Annotated in this window: 13 protein-coding genes; 2 read left to right on the top strand and 11 right to left on the bottom strand. The window is 55.2% G+C overall.

The genetic code is table 11. The annotated features are described in order from the left end of the window. Nucleotides 1–30: 30 nt before the first annotated feature. Nucleotides 31–669, top strand: a complete 639-nt coding sequence (locus tag JYB84_RS13825; protein WP_207320613.1) for a hypothetical protein — start codon at nt 31–33, stop codon at nt 667–669. 90 nt (nt 670–759) lie between these two features. Here the strand turns inward: JYB84_RS13825 and JYB84_RS13820 are convergent, their stop codons facing one another. The 7 genes from JYB84_RS13820 to JYB84_RS13790 form a co-directional block, all read right to left on the bottom strand. Beyond that, complete coding sequence (locus JYB84_RS13820) at nt 760–2,313, bottom strand: MFS transporter (RefSeq protein ID WP_207320612.1); 1,554 nt, start codon at nt 2,311–2,313, stop codon at nt 760–762. A 753-nt stretch (nt 2,314–3,066) separates the two neighbouring features. Continuing rightward, the gene (locus tag JYB84_RS13815) at nt 3,067–4,821 is read right to left on the bottom strand and encodes a tetratricopeptide repeat-containing diguanylate cyclase (protein WP_207320611.1); all 1,755 of its coding nucleotides are present in this window, start codon (nt 4,819–4,821) and stop codon (nt 3,067–3,069) included. Beyond that, entirely contained in the window at nt 4,814–5,059 is a 246-nt protein-coding gene (locus JYB84_RS13810; protein ID WP_207320610.1) for a hypothetical protein, read from the bottom strand. The genes JYB84_RS13815 and JYB84_RS13810 overlap by 8 nt, the downstream gene beginning before the upstream one ends. Continuing rightward, nucleotides 5,056–5,919, bottom strand: a complete 864-nt coding sequence (locus tag JYB84_RS13805) for an SAM-dependent methyltransferase (protein ID WP_207320609.1) — start codon at nt 5,917–5,919, stop codon at nt 5,056–5,058. Before JYB84_RS13805 ends, JYB84_RS13810 begins: the two co-directional genes overlap by 4 nt. 60 nt (nt 5,920–5,979) lie before the next feature. Beyond that, complete coding sequence (locus JYB84_RS13800; RefSeq protein WP_207320608.1) at nt 5,980–6,489, bottom strand: GNAT family N-acetyltransferase; 510 nt, start codon at nt 6,487–6,489, stop codon at nt 5,980–5,982. Then, nucleotides 6,486–7,889, bottom strand: coding sequence for a pepsin-like aspartic protease (locus JYB84_RS13795; protein ID WP_207320607.1), 1,404 nt, complete (start codon nt 7,887–7,889; stop codon nt 6,486–6,488). Before JYB84_RS13795 ends, JYB84_RS13800 begins: the two co-directional genes overlap by 4 nt. 401 nt (nt 7,890–8,290) lie before the next feature. After that, on the bottom strand, nt 8,291–10,021 hold the full coding sequence (locus tag JYB84_RS13790; protein ID WP_228290783.1) for a GGDEF domain-containing protein: 1,731 nt from the start codon (nt 10,019–10,021) through the stop codon (nt 8,291–8,293). On the opposite strand from JYB84_RS13790, the gene JYB84_RS13785 reads away from it, so the two are divergent. After that, nucleotides 10,011–10,232, top strand: a complete 222-nt coding sequence (locus JYB84_RS13785) for a hypothetical protein (protein WP_207323299.1) — start codon at nt 10,011–10,013, stop codon at nt 10,230–10,232. The two genes, JYB84_RS13790 and JYB84_RS13785, sit on opposite strands and share 11 nt — an antisense overlap. A gap of 200 nt (nt 10,233–10,432) precedes the next feature. Here JYB84_RS13785 and JYB84_RS13780 read toward each other — a convergent pair whose 3' ends face one another. The 4 genes from JYB84_RS13780 to pepA form a co-directional block, all read right to left on the bottom strand. Next, nucleotides 10,433–13,312, bottom strand: coding sequence for a valine--tRNA ligase (locus tag JYB84_RS13780; protein WP_207320606.1), 2,880 nt, complete (start codon nt 13,310–13,312; stop codon nt 10,433–10,435). Between the two features lie 14 nt (nt 13,313–13,326). After that, nucleotides 13,327–13,794, bottom strand: a complete 468-nt coding sequence (locus tag JYB84_RS13775) for a DNA polymerase III subunit chi (RefSeq protein ID WP_207320605.1) — start codon at nt 13,792–13,794, stop codon at nt 13,327–13,329. A 158-nt stretch (nt 13,795–13,952) separates the two neighbouring features. Further along, nucleotides 13,953–15,959, bottom strand: coding sequence for a methyl-accepting chemotaxis protein (locus JYB84_RS13770; protein WP_207320604.1), 2,007 nt, complete (start codon nt 15,957–15,959; stop codon nt 13,953–13,955). Nucleotides 15,960–16,527: 568 nt separating this feature from the next. Then, the gene (pepA, locus tag JYB84_RS13765) at nt 16,528–18,036 is read right to left on the bottom strand and encodes a leucyl aminopeptidase (protein WP_207320603.1); all 1,509 of its coding nucleotides are present in this window, start codon (nt 18,034–18,036) and stop codon (nt 16,528–16,530) included. Between the last annotated feature and the right edge of the window lie 116 nt (nt 18,037–18,152).

Here is an 18,152-nt window from a genome sequence, read left to right as displayed (position 1 = left end):
TTATTCAAAGCATTACTCAAAGGATATGCCATGAAATCTTCTGCATTTTTGCTCAAACCCGCTCCCCTGATGCTGGCCCTGCTGCTCAGTGCCTGCGGCTCAACCCAGAAAACCACTACTCAGGCCGAGACCAATGCGCCCAAGGCGGAAGCAGGCCAAAGTGTTCCGTCAGTGCCAAAGCCGCCAGCTGCATCGGCAGCCCCGGCTGTTCCAGCTGCTCCAGCCGCTCCGGTTCAGGTCGAGCAGGGCGTCATCTATGTACTCAATGACATTCCCTACAACCCCGACAAAACCATAGATGAAAAGGTGGAAAACGAGTGTGTGCAACTGGGGCGCCAGTTCAGCGATTCCCTGGTCAAGTATGCCAATGGTCAGAAACTCAAGGTCAAGCGGGTCGAGAGCCTGCCGGAAGAAGGTGCTGTGGTGAAACTGACCATAGATAACGTCTTCAGCGAGGGCCATGCCGGTGTGCCCTTTAATGGCCATCAAAAGTCCGTGACTGTGACGGCCCACTATTGGCTCAATGGCAAGGAAGTGGATAGCAAGGAGTTCAGCCGTAACTCCACCGGTGGCTTCTGGGGCGGTTTCAAGGGCTCCTGCTCTGTGCTGCAACACACGGTCAATACCCTGGGCAATGACGTGGCCAAGTGGCTTAAGACCCAGGCCTGAAACGCAGTTGCAATGAAAATAAAAAGGCTGCCTCTGGCAGCCTTTTTCATCTCTAGCGATTATTTCAAGCAGGCCTCTTAATCAAGTATTTCAGGCGGGTTGCAGCTGCGCCTGCTGGCTGCGCTGCATTCCCAGCAGCCACTTGCCGTAGATGAAGATCCCCACGGCAGACACCGTGCCTATGGCGCCGATTATGTACCAGGCAAAGCCGATGTTGTGGGCCTGGTACAGCGTCTGGGTCAGCACTTCCGGGGTCTGGCCGGTAAATTCCACCAGGCGATGGAAGGCTTCGCCCTGAGGAATAGCGCTCACCTCATCGCTGCCCATGCCCTGTTCCGCCAGCATCAGGCGGGAGAAACGCTCCTTGGAGGCAAAAATCTCGTACAGTTTGGGACCGAAATAGCCCTCCAGGCCCCAACCCAGGCCCTGGGGCAGCATCACAAAGCCCAGGTACATGGCCTTCTTGCCTTCGGGGGCAATGTTGCTCATGAACTCGTTCTTCTTGGGGCTGATCATCATCTCGCCCAGGGAAAACAGCGCTATGGCCAGCACTATCATCCAGGCGGCATGGAAGGCGCCAATCAGCACAAAGGCCAGGATAGACAGCAGGCAGCCGGCCAGCATGGCGCTGGTGATGCGGTATTTGGCGGTCAGTGCCGCCACCAGGAAGCAGCTGGTCATGATCATCCCGGCGTTCAGGTTCAGCATGCCTTCGGGCATCACCTTGGTACCGGCGTTGTCGAGCCCGAGCCAGAATTGCAGTATGCCATTGCTGGTGCCTTCGGGGCCGAACAGGCCGTTGACTATCACGCTGGTGTCGACCCATTCGGCAATGTGAATGGGCAGCACATCAAACAGCGAGTTGTACAAAAACCAGAAGGCCGCGAACACCAACATGTAGTAGATGACCACAGGCTTTTTCAGCTCGTTCCATGCGTCCTTCCACAGCATGTCCTGCTTGAGTTCACCGGAGCGGATTTTACGCTTGCGCTCCAGACGCTCCTCCTTGCCGGGTTCCTTGTAGGTCATCAAAAACAGCAGGTTGAGGGAGATAATCGCGGCGCAGGCGTAAAACACATTGTCCCAGGACAGCTGGCGCATGTGCACCGCCACCAGGGGGCCGAGGAAGCCGCCGATATTGACCACCTGATAGAAAATCCCCCAGGCCATGGAGCTGTTGCTGCGGTTGGTGGACAGGGCCAATGTGCCCTGAATGCCGGGCTTGAATATGCCTGTGCCCGTGGCCAGTAACATGGCACCAATCAGGAAGCCCCAGAAATTGGGCATCCAGGCCATGCACAGGTAACCGCTGATCTTCACCAGAGTGGAGGCAAAAATGGTTTCCTTGTAGCCGATGCGGTCGGATATACCGCCGGAAAACACAGGGATAAAGGTTTGCAGCAGGGCCCAGACCGAGATGATAACCCCGTAGTCGCTGAGGCTGATCCCAAGGCCCCCCTGGGAGGCAGGCGCCTTGGCATACAAACCGGCACTGGCCTTGACGCCGTAGTAGGCGATACGCTCCACCAGCTCCATACCGCCCACCAGCCAGAATACATAGCTGAGGCTGGCGATGGAGGCCCACATCCCCAGTTGCTTGACTTCGGTCATGTCATTGCCCGAATGATGATTGGATTGATTCATAGTCGTTCCATATTGTGAATGGGATGCCACAGGCATCCTTGAGTCTCCCCCGTCCCCCACGCACGCGGGCCAAAGGCCACACTTTACCTGCTTTGGCCACAAAGACCAAAAATTAAGGCCACCAGGCTGGTGGCAGCAGCTAGGGTTGAGCCCAGTCCCCAGGGCATTAGGGTATACGTTTGCCCCTGCTCAAAGTGACATTCAATGTTTGAGTGTTGCACTTGTTTCCCCCTTCGGAGCCGCCGAGGACGTTGCTGAAAATGGCGTGGCGAGGCATGGATGCCGAAGCAGCGTCAGTCGAATCATGGATGAGCGTCTGACGCGCCAGCCAATTTTCAGCATAAGGCCGAGGGGCTGTCGGCTCCGGTCGGGGCATCCTTTGGGTTGCAAGGGGCTTTGGATGAGCAAAGCCCCTTGCCCGGGTGTGGGTTGGAGACCCACGACTTTGTGCCGCTGGCACAGCGGCTATCTTATGCTTTTGTGCAACGTCCTACGCGGGAAGTACTACATCACCTGCGGTGGGCTTTCGCACTGCCACCCCAGTGACACGCTGTGAACCCATCCTTGGGCGCTCACCGGCGACGTCCTGTCGCCGATGGTCACTGGTGCGGCAGTGCAAAGTAGTGGTGTTTCACTCCGGCTTAGGTGAACCTGACAATATGAACTTAGAAACGTATCTATTGGCGCCGGCGCCAATGAAAAGGCCACCTTGGGGAGGTGGCCTTGAGTAAGCGTCAATGCAATCTGACGCTATCAGGATTGCAGGACTTCTTCCTGTTCACCGTCCTGATAGATACACACCTTATTGCGGCCGCTGTGTTTGGCGTCGTACATGGCGCGGTCGGCGTTTTGCATCAGCACGGCGAGGTCATAGCCGGAGCTGTTGGAGCTGCTGACCCCAAAGCTGGCGCTGAGGTTGAAGTCGTGGCCGCTGCTGCTGGTGTCCACCTCGGTCAGGGCCCGGCGCAGGGATTCGGCCAGCTGGGCGGCATTCTCCTCGCTGCATTCCGACAGCACAAAGCAGAATTCCTCGCCACCGATGCGGCCTATGACCTCGTGTTCGCGGCAGGTTTCACGGCACACCCTAGCGACGGTTTGCAGCGCCCAGTCGCCGGTGGCATGGCCCAGGGTATCGTTGATGCGTTTGAACTTGTCCACGTCCAGCAGTATGCAGCTTACCGGCGCGCCCAGCACCTGGGCATAGGATACAGCGGCCTGGGCCACCTGGCTGAAGTGGCCGCGACTGAACAGGCCCGTGAGGCTGTCATATTCCGCCAGTTGCCTAAGCCGCTTCTGGCTTTGCCAGGAATGCCAGCCCCAACTGCCGAGCCCCAGGGCGGCACATAACAGCGCGGCGATCAGCAATCGGTTGTTAAAGGCCTCGGCCTGATCCAGCTGCTGCTGCACCTTGAGTACTTTATTCTGCTCATCGAGCAGGGCTATCTTGTTTTGTTGTTCAATGCTCTGGTGTTCCGCAATCTGAAACGCCAGGGTCTTGGTCTTTATTTCATCAAGATAAGCTTTATCTGCTTCAGAATATTTTATATAAACATCTAAGGCTAACGATAAATTAGATTTTTCCCTGTAATACTCATACAAAACATAATAAGCACGTATATTTGGTTCGCTACTTGGAGCTTGTTTGTTTTCCTTTAGTGTTTTTTCAGCGTATTCAAATGCCATTGAATATTTTTTTAAATTTAAATATATTTTGCTTAGTAAAGAATAGTATTGGGCGAGCATTGGGGCATAGTTAGCCCTCTTTAGTTCTGCTAATTGTTCTTCTGCTATTTTTTGTGCGATGTCAGGTTGCTTGTTAAGATATAGTTCTGTTTGGTACGCTATTATCGCACTAGTCATGACAGTTTCATTTGCACTTCGGCACGCTGTAATTGCTTTTTCAAAAATATCTGACTTTTCGTCAATAATCTCAAGCTTAATTCTTGACTGTAAGTTTAATTGCTGTGCAAGACATTGGCTTCGAGGATTATCAGTAAAATCCATTAGCTGCTGACTATAGTTTTTTCCTAGTTGATATTGGCCGAGATTATTATAAAATACAGCAACAATTGCCAGCGCATTTTCATAAGTTTTCTTGTCTTCTATATTAGGGAGAACTTCAAGTATCGCCCTTAATTGTGCAAGACCTTTTACCCACTCCTGATTAACTGCGTAAATATTAACCATGGATAATTTAGCTCTCAACTTCAAATTTTCATCCCTAGTTGAATTTGCTAAATTGTCGTATAGATTAATTGCTTGCTCGAACTCTCCTCTAAAGGAATGTTGGTAAGCCGTTAGATAGAGGAAATAATCTTTTTCCTCTAATGAAAATTCTTGCTCATGAACTTTCAATGCATTCAGCTTTTCAGTGAAACTACTAAAGTCGCTTGATCTAAGAGAATCTGCTTCTTTCAGCAGCGGCATAAAACCTCCGGCTTCGGCAGGTACCGAAACCAGGAGGAAAAGTATTATGCTCTGAATGAGCTTTTTTACATTTTTAAGCATTTACAACACTTTGCTGATTTTGGTTTTCACCATCTTCATCTTGATCTGAGTCTTCATCTTCTGCTGGAACCATAACACATACAACATCTGGCACCACATCCAGCTCGGCTTTCAGGGCTTCAATGTCTTTGGCTTCGATCATGGCAACAATGTGTACCGGCAGCTTGGCCAGGGCTTCCTGAGATTGCAGTGAGGCATCGCTGCCGAGTTTTACCAAAAATTGAATGGCTTGGTTCATTGTCTCTTCCTTTCCTTTATTGCAGAGAAGGGCAACACCTGTGCAGTGTCACCCATGGGTTTTCCTTCTCTGCGCGCCTTGGACAGAGCCTCAAGTTTAGCGCGCATTTCGTTGTTGGGTTTGAGTTTGCCGCGCGGCGGCAGCACCAGGGTGGTGTGCAGCTCAAGCTTGGCAAGGGGCAGGTCTTTCAGTGGCAAACGCTCTATACGCCCGGATTGCAGCGGCATGGTGGCGGCCTCATAAAGAATGCACTCGTGCTCCAGCGGGTAGTCCAGTGCCAGCAGGTCTACCAGCAACTGGCGTTCGGCGCGGCCGGTAGGGCGTATTCCCAGTTCCAGATCGCCGGCCAAGGCCGGTTGCCACAGCACCAAGAGCGCCGTGGGATCGATTCGCCTCTGGTAAAGCATCAGCTGGGTGGTCTCGAAGTGCTGACAGCCCACTTTACCGGGGTCGAGTCCCAGATCCGCATAGAGGCAGTCTTCGGAGCTGATGCCAGGCAGCATCTTGGCCTCGAAACCTTCGCTTTTAGCCAGGGCCACCGCCTCGTGTGGCGATTTGGCGAAAATGCCGGGATGACCGTAGAAGGCCCCGACCACTTTTTTACCCAAGCGAACCTCGGCCAGCATCACTTCCACCATCTCGCGGTAGGTGATGTTACGCGACTTGCCCTCGCCATAGAGGGACTGCAGGCTGCGCACATCCTTGTTCAGCTCCTTGAGCCAGAGCTCGACGAAACCGTCGGAGACGCCGGAGAACACCACATCGGCCTGTTCTATATGGCTGCGGGCTATGGGGCTTAGGTGGGCACCGAGCATCATACCGATGCCGACACAGGTGAGGCTGCCTTGCACTTGGGTCATGTTATCTTGTTGTAGTTAATTGTATCGGAAGTTATCAGCATTTAGATGTATTTGAAACTCTTAATTGGCTAATCGAGGGTATAGAAAGCACTGTTGCCAACCTTCTTTGTCGGCCAGCGGCTGCGGCTCGGTAAACTTCAGCTTGCGGGTAATACGTTTTGTAGCCAGATTGCTAGCCATAAATTCCGCCCTGATGTGTGCCAGCCCCATGCTGTTAAATCCATGTTGTGCCAGTAAGACCACAGCCTCATCGGCGACGAGCTTTCCTTGGGCATGGCGACTGAGCATGATGCCAATGTCAGCCCCCAAAGACTTGCCCAGTGCAGAAAAGGAGATAATGCCAAGCGCCTGTGGCTCATGCTTAATGAAAATGGTCCAGCACTTGGTTTCGGAACCTTCAGTTCTGCTGACCTTCAAGGTCTTGGCAAAGGCTCTTTTGGCCCTGTCCTCGCCAAAACTGGCACCTATGTTGGCCATGATGTTATCCGAGCAGAACAGCTCCATGAACAAGGTTTCGTCCGTCTCATCCATGGGCCTGAGGCTGAGCCTGGTTGAGGTCAAAGTACTCATGGTGTCACCTTGGGCTTGGCAAAGCGCACCTGACCGAATTCACCCTTATCGCGCTGGAACAGCACAAAGTAGGCGCTCAGCAGCGGCAAACCCAGTATGCTTTGGGCGGGCCAGTTTGGCAGCTGGCCCATCAGTTTAAACACGGCACGGCCGGGGGCGGGGCTGTTGAGCTGCCAGTAGCAGTGGGGCGGACAGCATAGAATTGCCTTGGGCGTGCTTTCACCTACATTGACGCTTTCTTTAATGCTCGCGCTAACGCTTTCGCTTGGGCTGTCGACGCCCTCAAAATGAAATTGCAGCGTCGGCCATTGGCTGAGATCCAGCTGTTGCATGTCAATGCCCTCGGCCTGGGCTTGCTTTATCTGCGTCATGTCGCCGAGAAAAGGCTCCAGCAGCGCTTCGGCATTGGGCACGGTCTGCTTGAAACCGGCAATGACTTCGTTGAAGGCCTGGGCCGGCAGCGCCAGCAGGGAAGCGCCTGTGTCGAGTATGGCGTTGCTGGAGCCGCGGCTGAGCCCCGCTTCTACTGCGCTCGGTACGCTGATGGCCTCGAACCCGGACACCGGCTTGCCGTGCAATACCAGGCTGAGCCCCAGCAGATTGACGTTGTAATACCTGTCGTGGACAAGTTTGAGGTCGGTGAAGTCGCCCTCGAAGTGCTGGCTCAGGCGTTCATCGCCGCCAAGGATAAGCCAGCCCTGGTTAAGTGGGTCCAGGGCCAATTGTTCGCGGCTCATGTCGGTTTTTGTATAGTGAATGCTTGAGCGGCGGGCGATAAAGGCGAAGCGATTGCTTACCACGCCCTGTTGCTCCATCTGGGTAAAGGCGGTGGGAACATCCTGCTCCGGCATGCCGCTCAGCAACTGTTTGAAGTCATTAAGCTCGGTTTGGAAGAGCGGATGCCCGCTTTCCGGAAAGGGCCAGGGAAAGGTGAGCCTGGGATCGGCGCCGTGCTCTGTCAGGTACGACTCCATGTTATAGCCACGGTTGAGACTGTGATAGGCCATGCCCCAGATACCGTCACAATCGAGGAAGCTGTGCTCGGCTTCGGCATGCACCAGGGCCAGCGGCATGGCCTCAAGCCCGGCGTCCAGGGTCTCAAAGCGGGTATGGATAACCGGCCCCAGCCAACCGCCCTGACCGTAGCAAACCTCCTGGGCCAGCATCGTGGCGCTCAAGTCTTTGTCGTCCTTGGGTTGATAGCGGTTTTCGTGCACCACCAGGGTAGAGCTGCCCGTGTCTATGATGAGATTCACCTTGGTCTGCTGACTGCCAAGGCGCACGGCGGCGCTGTAGCCGCCCTCGGCCAGCACATTGGTCAGCGGCAGGGCAAGCACCCGGGTGTTGGCCTGTGCCGACTGCTCGGAAGAAGCACTATTGTTTTGAAGCGTGTCCGTCATGCCATACTGCCAATGTCTTATTGTCGACTGGTTATCTATTTGAATAAGAAACCGTTATTGCAAAGCTTACCCTGGGTGTCAAGCTATTCGGCGCTGGTCGCGCCAGTACCCCGGTCATGGGCTTGGCAGGCTGCTGAAACTATCGCCAATAAGGGGTGTTGCGCGGTAAAGCTAAACGGGGAAAAGCTAAGCAGTGAAAAAGCAAAGCAGTAAGAAAGCTAAGCAGTAAGAAAGCAAAGCAGTAAGAAAGCAAAGCTTAATGCTGTTCAAAATCCAATCCCAGCCAAATGAGGCTATTTGAAATGTGTGCCCTGGGCACAAACGAATTAGCCGTCTGTTCGCAGGTCGCGAATCATATAGCAGAACCTCTAAAGTACCTGATGGAATTGAAACTGTAACTGTCATGACTCCAGTGCTTGAGCCATTTTTTGATGGGTACTAACCCGATTGCGGCCATCTTGTTTGGCCTGATACATGGCGCGATCGGCATTTTGCATCAGTGCTTGAAGCCGATAGCCCGAAACTGCCGAACTGCTGACACCAAAGCTGGCGCTGAGGTTGAATTCGTGGCCGCTGCTGCCTGTGTCTATCTCTGCAAGAGCCCGGCGCAGGGACTCGGCCAGTTGGGCGGCATTGTCCTCGCTGCACTCTGGCAGCAAGAAACAGATTTCCTCGCCACCGATGCGGCCTATGACATCGTGTTCACGGCAGGTGTCGCGGCAAACCCGGGCGACTGTCTGCAGCGCCCAGTCGCCAATGGCATGGCCTTGTGTATCGTTAATGCGCTTGAATTGATCCACGTCGAGCATGATACAGCTGATTGGCGCTCCCAGCGTTTGGGCATAGGATACCGCCGCCCTAGCCACCTGGATAAAGTGGCCGCGACTGAGCAGGCCGGTGAGGCTGTCATACTCGGCCAATCGGCGCAGACGTTGCTGATTCTGCCAGGAATGCCAGCCCCAAGCGCCGAGGCCCAGCGCAGCGCAAAAGAGCAGGGCTATCAACAGGTGATTGTTGAAGGTTTCTGTCCTGGCAAGATGCTGCTGCACCCGCAGCAGACTGTTCTGCTGATCCAGCAGCTTGAGTTTGTTCTGCTGCTCCAGGCTTTGATGCCGCGCCAACTGAAAGGCCAGGGTCTTGGTTGTGACTTCATCCAGAGAAGCCTTGTCGGCCGCTGCATATTTGACGTAGGAGTTCAGGGCTTGGGCGCTGTCGCCTTGCTTGAGGTAGTAGTCATACAGCACTTTCAGGGCCAGGGTCTGGGCTTCCATGGTGTTGGCGTATGAGGCGTCATTGACGACACCCTGTGCCAGGGTAAAGGCCTGCTCCGCTTCGCCAAGCTGCCAATGCGCCGTGGCCAACAGGCTTTGAAATATGGCGATAATGGGCGCATAGTGGCCTTCCTTCACTTCCTCAAAATTATCTTCCAGCAGCTTTCTCGCCGCCTGCGGTTGCGCCTTGGTCTCCAGTAAGTGTTTGGCGTAATTGTGTGTTATCACGTTCTTTAAGACCTTTTCTCTTGCCACATAGCATGTACGGGCGGCCTGTTGATATTGTTGCCGGTAATCCTCGCTTGGCTCCAGCATGATTAAGGATTCAAATCTTAACTGGGCTGCTATGCATTGATTACGTTTATCTTTAGAGACGTTCGCCAACTGGGCGCTGTATTCCAGGCCCAGGTCATATTGACCAAGCTGGTTGTAAAAGATACCCGCGACCCCTAAGCCAGACTCCTTTAGCTGTTCATTTTTGATGGAGGGCAATAGCGTCAGGGCATTATCTAAGGCCGCGAGTCCTTCATTCCAGCGATGCTGTATGGCATAGACGTTAATAAGGGAAAGTTGTGATCGAAATTTAATCTCTGTATTGACTGAGTTTTTCGCCAGTTTTTCATATATGGCCAGGGCCGTTGGAAAGTCGCCCTTGAAGATCAGTTCGTAGGCTTGCAGGTGCTCAAAGTAGTCCTGTTCGGTAGGGGAAAGCTGCTCTTTATGGGCGCGGATGTCACTCAGTTGCCTGCTGAATTCTTTGGGATCGCTGGAGCGGATCTTATCGGCAGTCTTGAGTCGTGACTGCCAATCTTCGGCCACGGCAAGATTGCCGCCACACTGGAGTATCCAGATGAGCAACAAGAACAACAGCTTGGGCAAAGGCCTCAACTTCAATCAGGTGGTCTCCCAATTTGTTCTCTTCTGCGACCGGAATGAACAGACAAAATACACAGGACATTGTTTTAAGCGCAGCCAGGACAATCTTGGTAATGCCCAGCTGGTTAATCAGAGTGGTATGGCTGCCTGCGTCAATGGCGTGGCGGTCTGCACAGTTGGGACTGGCTTTTTATAATTATTATAAGTTCAACGCCATAATCTTGGGGTAAACAATTGCTGCGAGCAATTGATGTTGGCAAGCAAGTTGATTCAATCAAGAGTCAGACGAACCCAAAACTGCACATCATTCTTTATAGGATTTCAACGGGGCAGAAAACAAGAAACCAGCCCTGGGGCTGGTTTCTTTAAGGCACTAGCTAAGGCCTGATTACTGAATCAGGCTTCCAGCTTGGCCAGCTCGACCTTCTGCTCGGCCAGCTTGTCCATATCGCGCTTGAGATCGGCGGCCTTGGCGCGCTCTTTCTCAATCACTTCCGCAGGGGCCTTGGCCACAAAGCCTTCATTGGACAGCTTACCTTCGATACGGGCCACTTCGCCGGACAGTTTCTCCAGCTGCTTGTCGATACGGGCCATTTCGGCGGCCACGTCGATAAGACCGGCCATGGGGATCAGCAGCTCCATTTCACCAATCAGCTGAGTGGTGGCCATGGGGGCGGCTTCGCCGTCGGCCAGTATGGTCATGCTTTCCAGCTTGGCAAGCGTCCCGAAGAAGGCCTGGTTGGCTTCGATGCGGGCTTTGTCTTCCGCGCTCACACCGCGCAGCAGTGCAGACAGCGGCTTGCTTGGGGCTATGTTGAGTTCGGCGCGGATGTTACGCACGGCCACAATCACCTGCTTGACCCACTCGAGATCAGCCATGGCCTTGGCATCCACCTTGGCGGCATCGAACTCGGGGAAGGACATCAGCATCAGGGTTTCACCCTCAACGCCGGCCAGCGGCTTGACGCGATCCCAGATGGTTTCCGTGATGTACGGCATCATGGGGTGCATCAGGCGCAGCAGTTGCTCCAGTACAGTCACCAGGGTGTGACGGGTGCCGCGCTGCTCGGCCTCGGAGCCGCTTTGCAGTACAGGCTTGGTCAGCTCCAGATACCAGTCACAGAACTGGTTCCAGGTGAACTCGTAAAGTGTGTTGGCGGCCAGATCGAAGCGATAGGCATTGATGTGCTCATCAAAGCTCTTGACGGTTTCCTGGAACTTGCCGATGACCCAGCGGTCGGCCAGGGACAGTTTCATTTCGCCACCCGGCTTTCCGTTTGGAGAGTTGGGGCCACAATCCTGCTCTTCGGTGTTCATCAGCACGTAGCGGGAGGCGTTCCACAGCTTGTTGCAGAAGCTGCGGTAACCGTCGAGGCGCTTCATGTCCCAGTTGATGTCACGGCCGGTGGAGGCCATGGCCGCCAGGGTAAAGCGCAGTGCGTCTGTGCCGTGTGGCTCAATGCCGTTTTCGAATTCCTTGCGGGTGCTCTTTTCAATCTTGGCGGCAAGCTGGGGCTGCATCAGGTTGCCGGTTCGCTTGGCCACCAGGGACTCAAGGTCGATACCGTCGATCATGTCCAGCGGGTCCAGTACGTTACCCTTGGACTTGGACATCTTGTTGCCCTGCTCGTCGCGGATAAGACCGGTCACGTACACGGTTTTGAACGGCACCTGGGGCTTACCGTCTTCATCCTTGATGAAGTACATGGTCATCATGATCATCCGGGCAACCCAGAAGAAGATGATGTCAAAGCCGGTCACCAGCACGTCAGTGGGGTGGAAGGTCTTGAGCTCTGGCGTATCCTCCGGCCAACCCAGGGTAGAGAAGGTCCACAGGGCGGAGGAGAACCAGGTGTCGAGCACGTCGTCGTCCTGGCGCAGCTTAACGTCGGCGCCGAGGTTATGGTTCTGGCGCACTTCGTCTTCGCTTCGGCCCACGTACACCTTACCGGCTTCGTCGTACCAGGCGGGAATACGGTGACCCCACCACAGCTGACGGGAGATACACCAGTCCTGAATGTCGCGCATCCAGGAGAAGTACATGTTTTCGTACTGCTGGGGCACGAACTTGATGTCGCCGTTTTCCACCGCTTCGATGGCGGGCTTGGCCAACTTCTGTACCGCCACATACCATTGGTCGGTCAACAGCGGCTCGATCACCACCCCGGAGCGGTCGCCGTAAGGCACCTTGAGGGCGTGTGGGTCGATTTTTTCCAAGAGGCCCAGGGTTTCAAATTCGGCCACCACGGCATCGCGGGCCTTGAAGCGGTCCAGACCGGCATAACGCTCGGGCAGGGTAGCGTCCAGCTCGCTGTTGTGGCTGCCGTCGCTGTTCAGCACCTCGGCCACGGCGCGGATGGCGGCATCTATGGTGAGAATGTTGAACATGGGCAGGTTGTGACGCTTGCCCACTTCGTAGTCGTTGAAGTCGTGTGCCGGGGTGATCTTCACGCAGCCGGTACCGAATTCCTTGTCGACGTATTCATCGGCAATGATGGGGATACGGCGGTTAACGATCGGCAGTATGATTTCCTTGCCAATCAGGGAGGCATAACGCTCGTCTTCCGGGTGTACGGCCACGGCGCTGTCGCCGAGCATGGTCTCGGGGCGGGTGGTGGCCACTACCAGGTAGTCTTTGCCATCGGCGGTCAGCTCAGTGCCGGCCAGCGGATAGCGGAAGTGCCACATGTGGCCTGCTTTTTCCTTGTTTTCCACTTCCAGATCGGAAATGGCGGTGTGCAGCTTGGGATCCCAGTTTACCAGGCGCTTACCGCGGTAAATCAGTTCATCCTTGTACAGGCGCACGAACACTTCCTGCACCGCGGCCGACAGGCCTTCGTCCATGGTGAAACGTTCGCGGTCCCAGTCCACCGAGGCGCCCATGCGGCGCAGCTGGCTGGTGATGGTGCCGCCGGATTGGCCTTTCCACTCCCATACCTTGTCCATAAAGGCATCGCGGCCGAGATCGTGGCGGCTCTTGCCTTCTTCGGCTTCCAACTTGCGCTCAACCAGCATCTGGGTGGCGATACCCGCGTGATCCGTGCCCACCTGCCACAGGGTGTTCTTACCCTTCATGCGCTGATAGCGGATCAGGGTGTCCATTATGGTGTCCTGGAAGGCGTGACCCATGTGCAGGCTGCCGGTGACGTTCGGCGGCGGGATCATGATGCAATAGTTGCCTTGGGACTCGTCACCGTGTGGCTTGAAGTAACCTTTCTCTTCCCAAACGCGGTAGAGGGCCTGTTCTATGGACTGCGGATTGTATGTTTTTTCCATGGGAGCTTAATTTCTCAAACTAAATTAAGGGGTTGTGTCGCCAGATCCTGGGTGGACAGGGCTATGCCCAGATCCCGGTACGCCTTGTAGCGTGCCCGGGCCAGGGCCTTGGTGGCCTCGTCACCGGCGACAAAGTCGATAATGTGGCCAAAGTTTACCGCAAAAGCGGGGATCTTTTCTGCAAGATTAATCAGTACGCCGCGGTGTTTGCCCGGACCCAGGCGATCGGCACCGATTTCCACCGGCGCGCCGCCCTGGGGACCTTCGCCTTTGAGGTTGTGGGGCACGAAGGCATCGGGCTCAAATTGCCACAGCAGCTCGTCGATGGCGAAGCTCTGGGCCTCGTCCCGGCAATGTATGTACACCCACTGACCCTGGCGATATTGCTGCTCCGCCAATTGGCAGGCCAGGCGATCCCGTGCTGCCATCGCCTCATCGGCCGGGCCATTATCCGGCAGCAGATAAAACAGGGCTTGGGTCATGGTGGGCATAGTCCTTGGCTTGGCGTCTTTTGTTAGTGCCTTTTGGGCAACCGGGCATAAAGAAGGGATTCTACCCAAGAAACCCTTGTGGTTAAAGGAAAAGCAACAGCCCGGTGGCCTTTGGGGCGCAACCGGGCTGTTTCGGGGCCGAAAGCCGGTTAACCCAGCTGTTCCAGGGACTGGCCGCCGGGGGGCAACACAAATCTGTCGGTGACCTGTTTGAGGTTTGACGCCAGTTGGTTCAGCTCGGCGCTGGCGGCGGAGGTTTGCTGGGCGCCGACGGCATTTTGTTGGCCCACCTCGTTGATCATTACCAGGCATTGGTTGATTTCTTCGGCGGCCTCCGATTGCTGCACCGCGGCCGTGGCTATCTGACCGGCGCTGGCGGCAATTTGCGCCATGGCGGCCGAGGTCTGGCGGATGGAGTCCTCGGTATGCTTGGCCCTTTCTATGGTGGCGCCGGCGTGCTCTGTGCTGCGCTGCATCACCTGCACCGCGTTGCCCGTGTTGCGCTGCAGGGTTTCAATCATGGACTCGATATGACTGGTGGAGTGCGCCGTCTTGTGGGCCAGCTGGCGCACTTCATCGGCCACCACGGCAAAGCCGCGGCCCTGCTCACCGGCGCGGGCGGCCTCGATGGCGGCGTTGAGGGCCAGCAGGTTGGTCTGATCGGCGATATTGCGGATCACCTCCAGCACCGAGCCTATGTCCTGACTCTGACTCTCTATTTCCTGGATAACCGTCTTGGCCCTGCCGACTTCCTCGGACAGACGCGAGATGACCTCTATGGTCTGGTGCACACTGGCGGTGGCGGCGTCGGAAATCTCAGCGACCCCTGATGTGGCATCGGCCACTTCGCGCGCATTCAGAGCCACATCATTGATGGTGGCAACCATTTCGTGCATGGCGCTGGAGACGCTCTGGATATTGGCCTGCTGCTCCTGCAGGCTGATATTGGATTGTTCGCTGGTGGCGCTGGTCTGCTGGGCCGTGGCCGACAGCTGACTGATGGCATCGACTATGTTGCCTATGACGTGTCGCAGGTTGTGGCTCATGGTGCGCATGGCACCGTAAACGCCCATCAGCTCAGTGTGCTCGAAGTGGACGCTGAGATCGCCACCGGCAATGCGCTCGGTAATGGCCTGCATCACCTTGGGTTCACCGCCCAGCGGTCTGAGGATGGAACGGGCCACGAAATAGGTGGTCAGCAATATGGCAACTACCGCCAGCAACGCCACTGTGGCCAGCACCCAGCGCAAATGGCTGACGGCGGCAAGGGCCTCTGCCTCGTCTATCTCCACTATCAGGGCCCAGTTGACGTCGCGTATGGTGACCGGGGTATAGGAGGACAGCACTGGGTTGCCGTTGTAGTCGATGATGATGCGGGTGTCGGCCAGGCCCTTCAGCGCCTCGCGGGCGGCGACCGTGTCGACACCGTTGCTGCTTACCGTACCGGCAAAACTGGCGATAACCGAATGGCCCTTGGGGTCGAGGAAGGAGTCGGAGCGCATCTTCAGATCCGGGCCCACCAAATAGCTTTCTCCCGTTTCGCCCATGCCGGAGCGCAGCTGCATTATGCCGTTGACCGCTTGCAGTGACAGTTGCAGGGCCACCACGGCCTGCACCCGACCGTGTTTGATGATGGGCTCGGCGATAAAGGCCGCCGGTTCATTGTTACTGGGGGCATAGGGAGCAAAGTCGGCGACGTGGAAGGCTCTGTCCTGTAGCACCTTGCGGTACAGTTCCCCCAGGTTGCTGTCGCGATAGGGACCAGTATTGAGATTGGACTGGAAATCGGCTTCCTTGGCGACGGTAAACAGCACCTGACCCCGGGTATCTATGACGAAGGCATCGTAATACTGGTAGGTGGTGGTAAAGCGTTTGAGGTAGTCCTCGGCGCTAAACGCGCTCTCTTCAAGGCCGTCATTGCTGTCAAATCGCAGTTGCTCCGCCAGGTTTTGGCTCAGCAGCTGCAAGTCACCCTGGCGCTCGGCAAAATAGGTTTCAATCTGGCTCTTTTTTATCGCCTTGATGGAGTCCAACTGGTTATAAGCCTGCTGGGTGAGTGAATTGCTGCCAATATACAGTACGACAACACTGATTAATAAGACGGGTAATATTCCCAGCGATAAAAACGCCAGCAGTAACTTATGTTTCAGTTTCATTTTGTTAACCTTGATCTGTCCTGGTTCTAGAACTTTGTCTATCTGAATCCATTCAACAGGTTGATTGTTGGCAGATATCACCCATTGCTTGTTATTACCCCAACGGGCTTGGCGGCCATTATTGGGTTAATGCATTTAAAAACAGTTGTTTATGTGAAGCTCTTAACCACTAAAGAAAGCCCCGTTGTGGCTTCCAGCGCCTGTCTTGTGGGCTTGTGTTTACATTGGAGTCGGCATAATAGAATAATTTTGTCATCACTTGAATGGCTGACAGCATTAAATTTAGTCATGGCTAAATTGGCGGCCATTAATCTTTGGTATGATTTTTAAATGAGTAAAGCGGTTGTAGGTCGTATTGATTAGCCATGTGAAATTATGTTGGCCTAATTACCGTTTGGCATGTTGAATAGCTATATTGCAGCCCAATTCATAGGCTCTATGAATGACCCAATAAATTACCCGGAAAATAATTGGTTTAATCCTGGTTGTTGATTCCGAGTAATAACTCAAAATAAAAAAGCGAAGCCTTGGCTTCGCTTTTTTAAGTGATGACTTTTTAGGGTCCCGATTACTCGCCCTGCTCGACACCGGCGCGGTTGATCAGGAACTGGCTCAGCAAGGGGACCGGACGACCGGTGGAACCCTTGTTGGCACCGCTGTTCCAGGCGGTACCGGCCACGTCCAGGTGAGCCCAGTTGTACTTCTTGGCAAAGCGCGACAGGAAGCAGGCCGCTGTGATGGAGCCGGCCGGACGACCACCGAGGTTGGTCATGTCGGCGAAGGGGCTGTCCAGCATGTCCTGGTATTCATCCCACAATGGCATGCGCCAGGCGCGGTCGCCACTCTGTTCACCGGCATTGAGCAGCTCATGGGCCAGAGGATTGTGGGAGGAGAACAGGCCGGAGGCGTGTTTGCCCAGGGCAATCACACAGGCGCCGGTCAGGGTCGCGGTATCCACCACCAACTCGGGGTCGAAACGCTCCACATAGGTCAGCACGTCACACAGCACCAGACGGCCTTCGGCGTCTGTGTTAAGCACTTCCACGGTTTGACCGCTCATGGTGGTGAGAATGTCGCCGGGGCGATAGGCGGTACCGGAGGGCATGTTCTCACAGCCGGCAAGTATACCTATCACATTGATTGGCAACTTCATTTCGCACACGGCCTTCATGGTACCCAGGACTCCGGCGGCGCCGCCCATGTCGTACTTCATCTCGTCCATGGCTTCGCCGGGCTTGATTGAGATACCGCCCGAATCAAAGGTCAGGCCCTTGCCCACCAGCACAATTGGCTTGGCGGTGCTGTCAACGGCACCCTTGTATTGCATCACAGTCATGATGGACTCGTTGGCGCTGCCACGGCCCACGGCCAGATAGGAGTTCATGCCCAGCTCAGCCATCTGCTCTTCACCTATGGTGGTGACGGTCAGATGCTCATGGACTTCCGCCAGTTGGCGTGCCTGGGAGGCCAGGTAAGCTGGATTACAGATGTTCGGTGGCATGTTGGCCACATCGCGGCACAGGTGCATACCGGCGGCCACGGCCACGCCGTGTTCAATGGCACGCTCGCCGACAGTCAGTTCACGGCGGGTTGGCACATTGAATACCAGCTTGCGCAGTGGCCTGCGGGTTTCACCCTTACGGGTCTTGAGGGCGTCAAAACTGTAGAGGCTGGCCTGGGTGGTTTCCACCGCCTGGCGTACCTTCCAATAAGTGTCGCGGCCCTTAACGTGCAGTTCGGTCAGGAAACAGACCGCTTCCATGGAACCTGTTTCGTTAAGGGTATTGATTGTCTTGGCGATGATCTGCTTGTATTGGCGCTCATCCAGCTCGCGCTCTTTACCGCAACCCACCAGCAATACGCGCTCGCTCAGGACATTGGGCACATGGTGCAACAGCAGCATTTGGCCCGGTTTGCCTTCCAGGTCGCCGCGGCGCAGCAGGTTGCTGATATAGCCTTCGCTGATTTTATCCAGTTGCTCGGCAATGCCGGACAGACGGCGGGGTTCATAAACACCCACAACTATGCACGCCGAACGCTGTTTTTCCGGGCTGCCGCTCTTTACGCTAAACTCCATGAGCACTCCTAGATTCTTAAAGACAAATTTTTATATTTATTGGATAATGCCTGCTTGTGTCCGGGGTCGGGCACGTGGATTTCTGCCCCCTTGTAACTGCCCGTAACAGAGCTTGC

This window comes from Shewanella cyperi (genome assembly GCF_017354985.1).
In the GTDB taxonomy this organism is placed as follows: domain Bacteria; phylum Pseudomonadota; class Gammaproteobacteria; order Enterobacterales; family Shewanellaceae; genus Shewanella; species Shewanella cyperi.
The sequence above is the reverse complement of the archived record's forward strand: the minus strand, read 5'-3'. Positions and strand labels throughout refer to the sequence as shown.

Coding starts and splice junctions, on each gene's coding strand:
- JYB84_RS13825 (WP_207320613.1), top strand. CDS start 31: ATGAAATCTTCTGCATTTTTGCTCAAACCCGCTCCCCTGATGCTGGCC.
- JYB84_RS13820 (WP_207320612.1), bottom strand. CDS start 2,313: ATGAATCAATCCAATCATCATTCGGGCAATGACATGACCGAAGTCAAG.
- JYB84_RS13815 (WP_207320611.1), bottom strand. CDS start 4,821: ATGCTTAAAAATGTAAAAAAGCTCATTCAGAGCATAATACTTTTCCTC.
- JYB84_RS13810 (WP_207320610.1), bottom strand. CDS start 5,059: ATGAACCAAGCCATTCAATTTTTGGTAAAACTCGGCAGCGATGCCTCA.
- JYB84_RS13805 (WP_207320609.1), bottom strand. CDS start 5,919: ATGACCCAAGTGCAAGGCAGCCTCACCTGTGTCGGCATCGGTATGATG.
- JYB84_RS13800 (WP_207320608.1), bottom strand. CDS start 6,489: ATGAGTACTTTGACCTCAACCAGGCTCAGCCTCAGGCCCATGGATGAG.
- JYB84_RS13795 (WP_207320607.1), bottom strand. CDS start 7,889: ATGACGGACACGCTTCAAAACAATAGTGCTTCTTCCGAGCAGTCGGCA.
- JYB84_RS13785 (WP_207323299.1), top strand. CDS start 10,011: ATGAGCAACAAGAACAACAGCTTGGGCAAAGGCCTCAACTTCAATCAG.
- JYB84_RS13780 (WP_207320606.1), bottom strand. CDS start 13,312: ATGGAAAAAACATACAATCCGCAGTCCATAGAACAGGCCCTCTACCGC.
- JYB84_RS13775 (WP_207320605.1), bottom strand. CDS start 13,794: ATGACCCAAGCCCTGTTTTATCTGCTGCCGGATAATGGCCCGGCCGAT.
- JYB84_RS13770 (WP_207320604.1), bottom strand. CDS start 15,959: ATGAAACTGAAACATAAGTTACTGCTGGCGTTTTTATCGCTGGGAATA.
- pepA (WP_207320603.1), bottom strand. CDS start 18,036: ATGGAGTTTAGCGTAAAGAGCGGCAGCCCGGAAAAACAGCGTTCGGCG.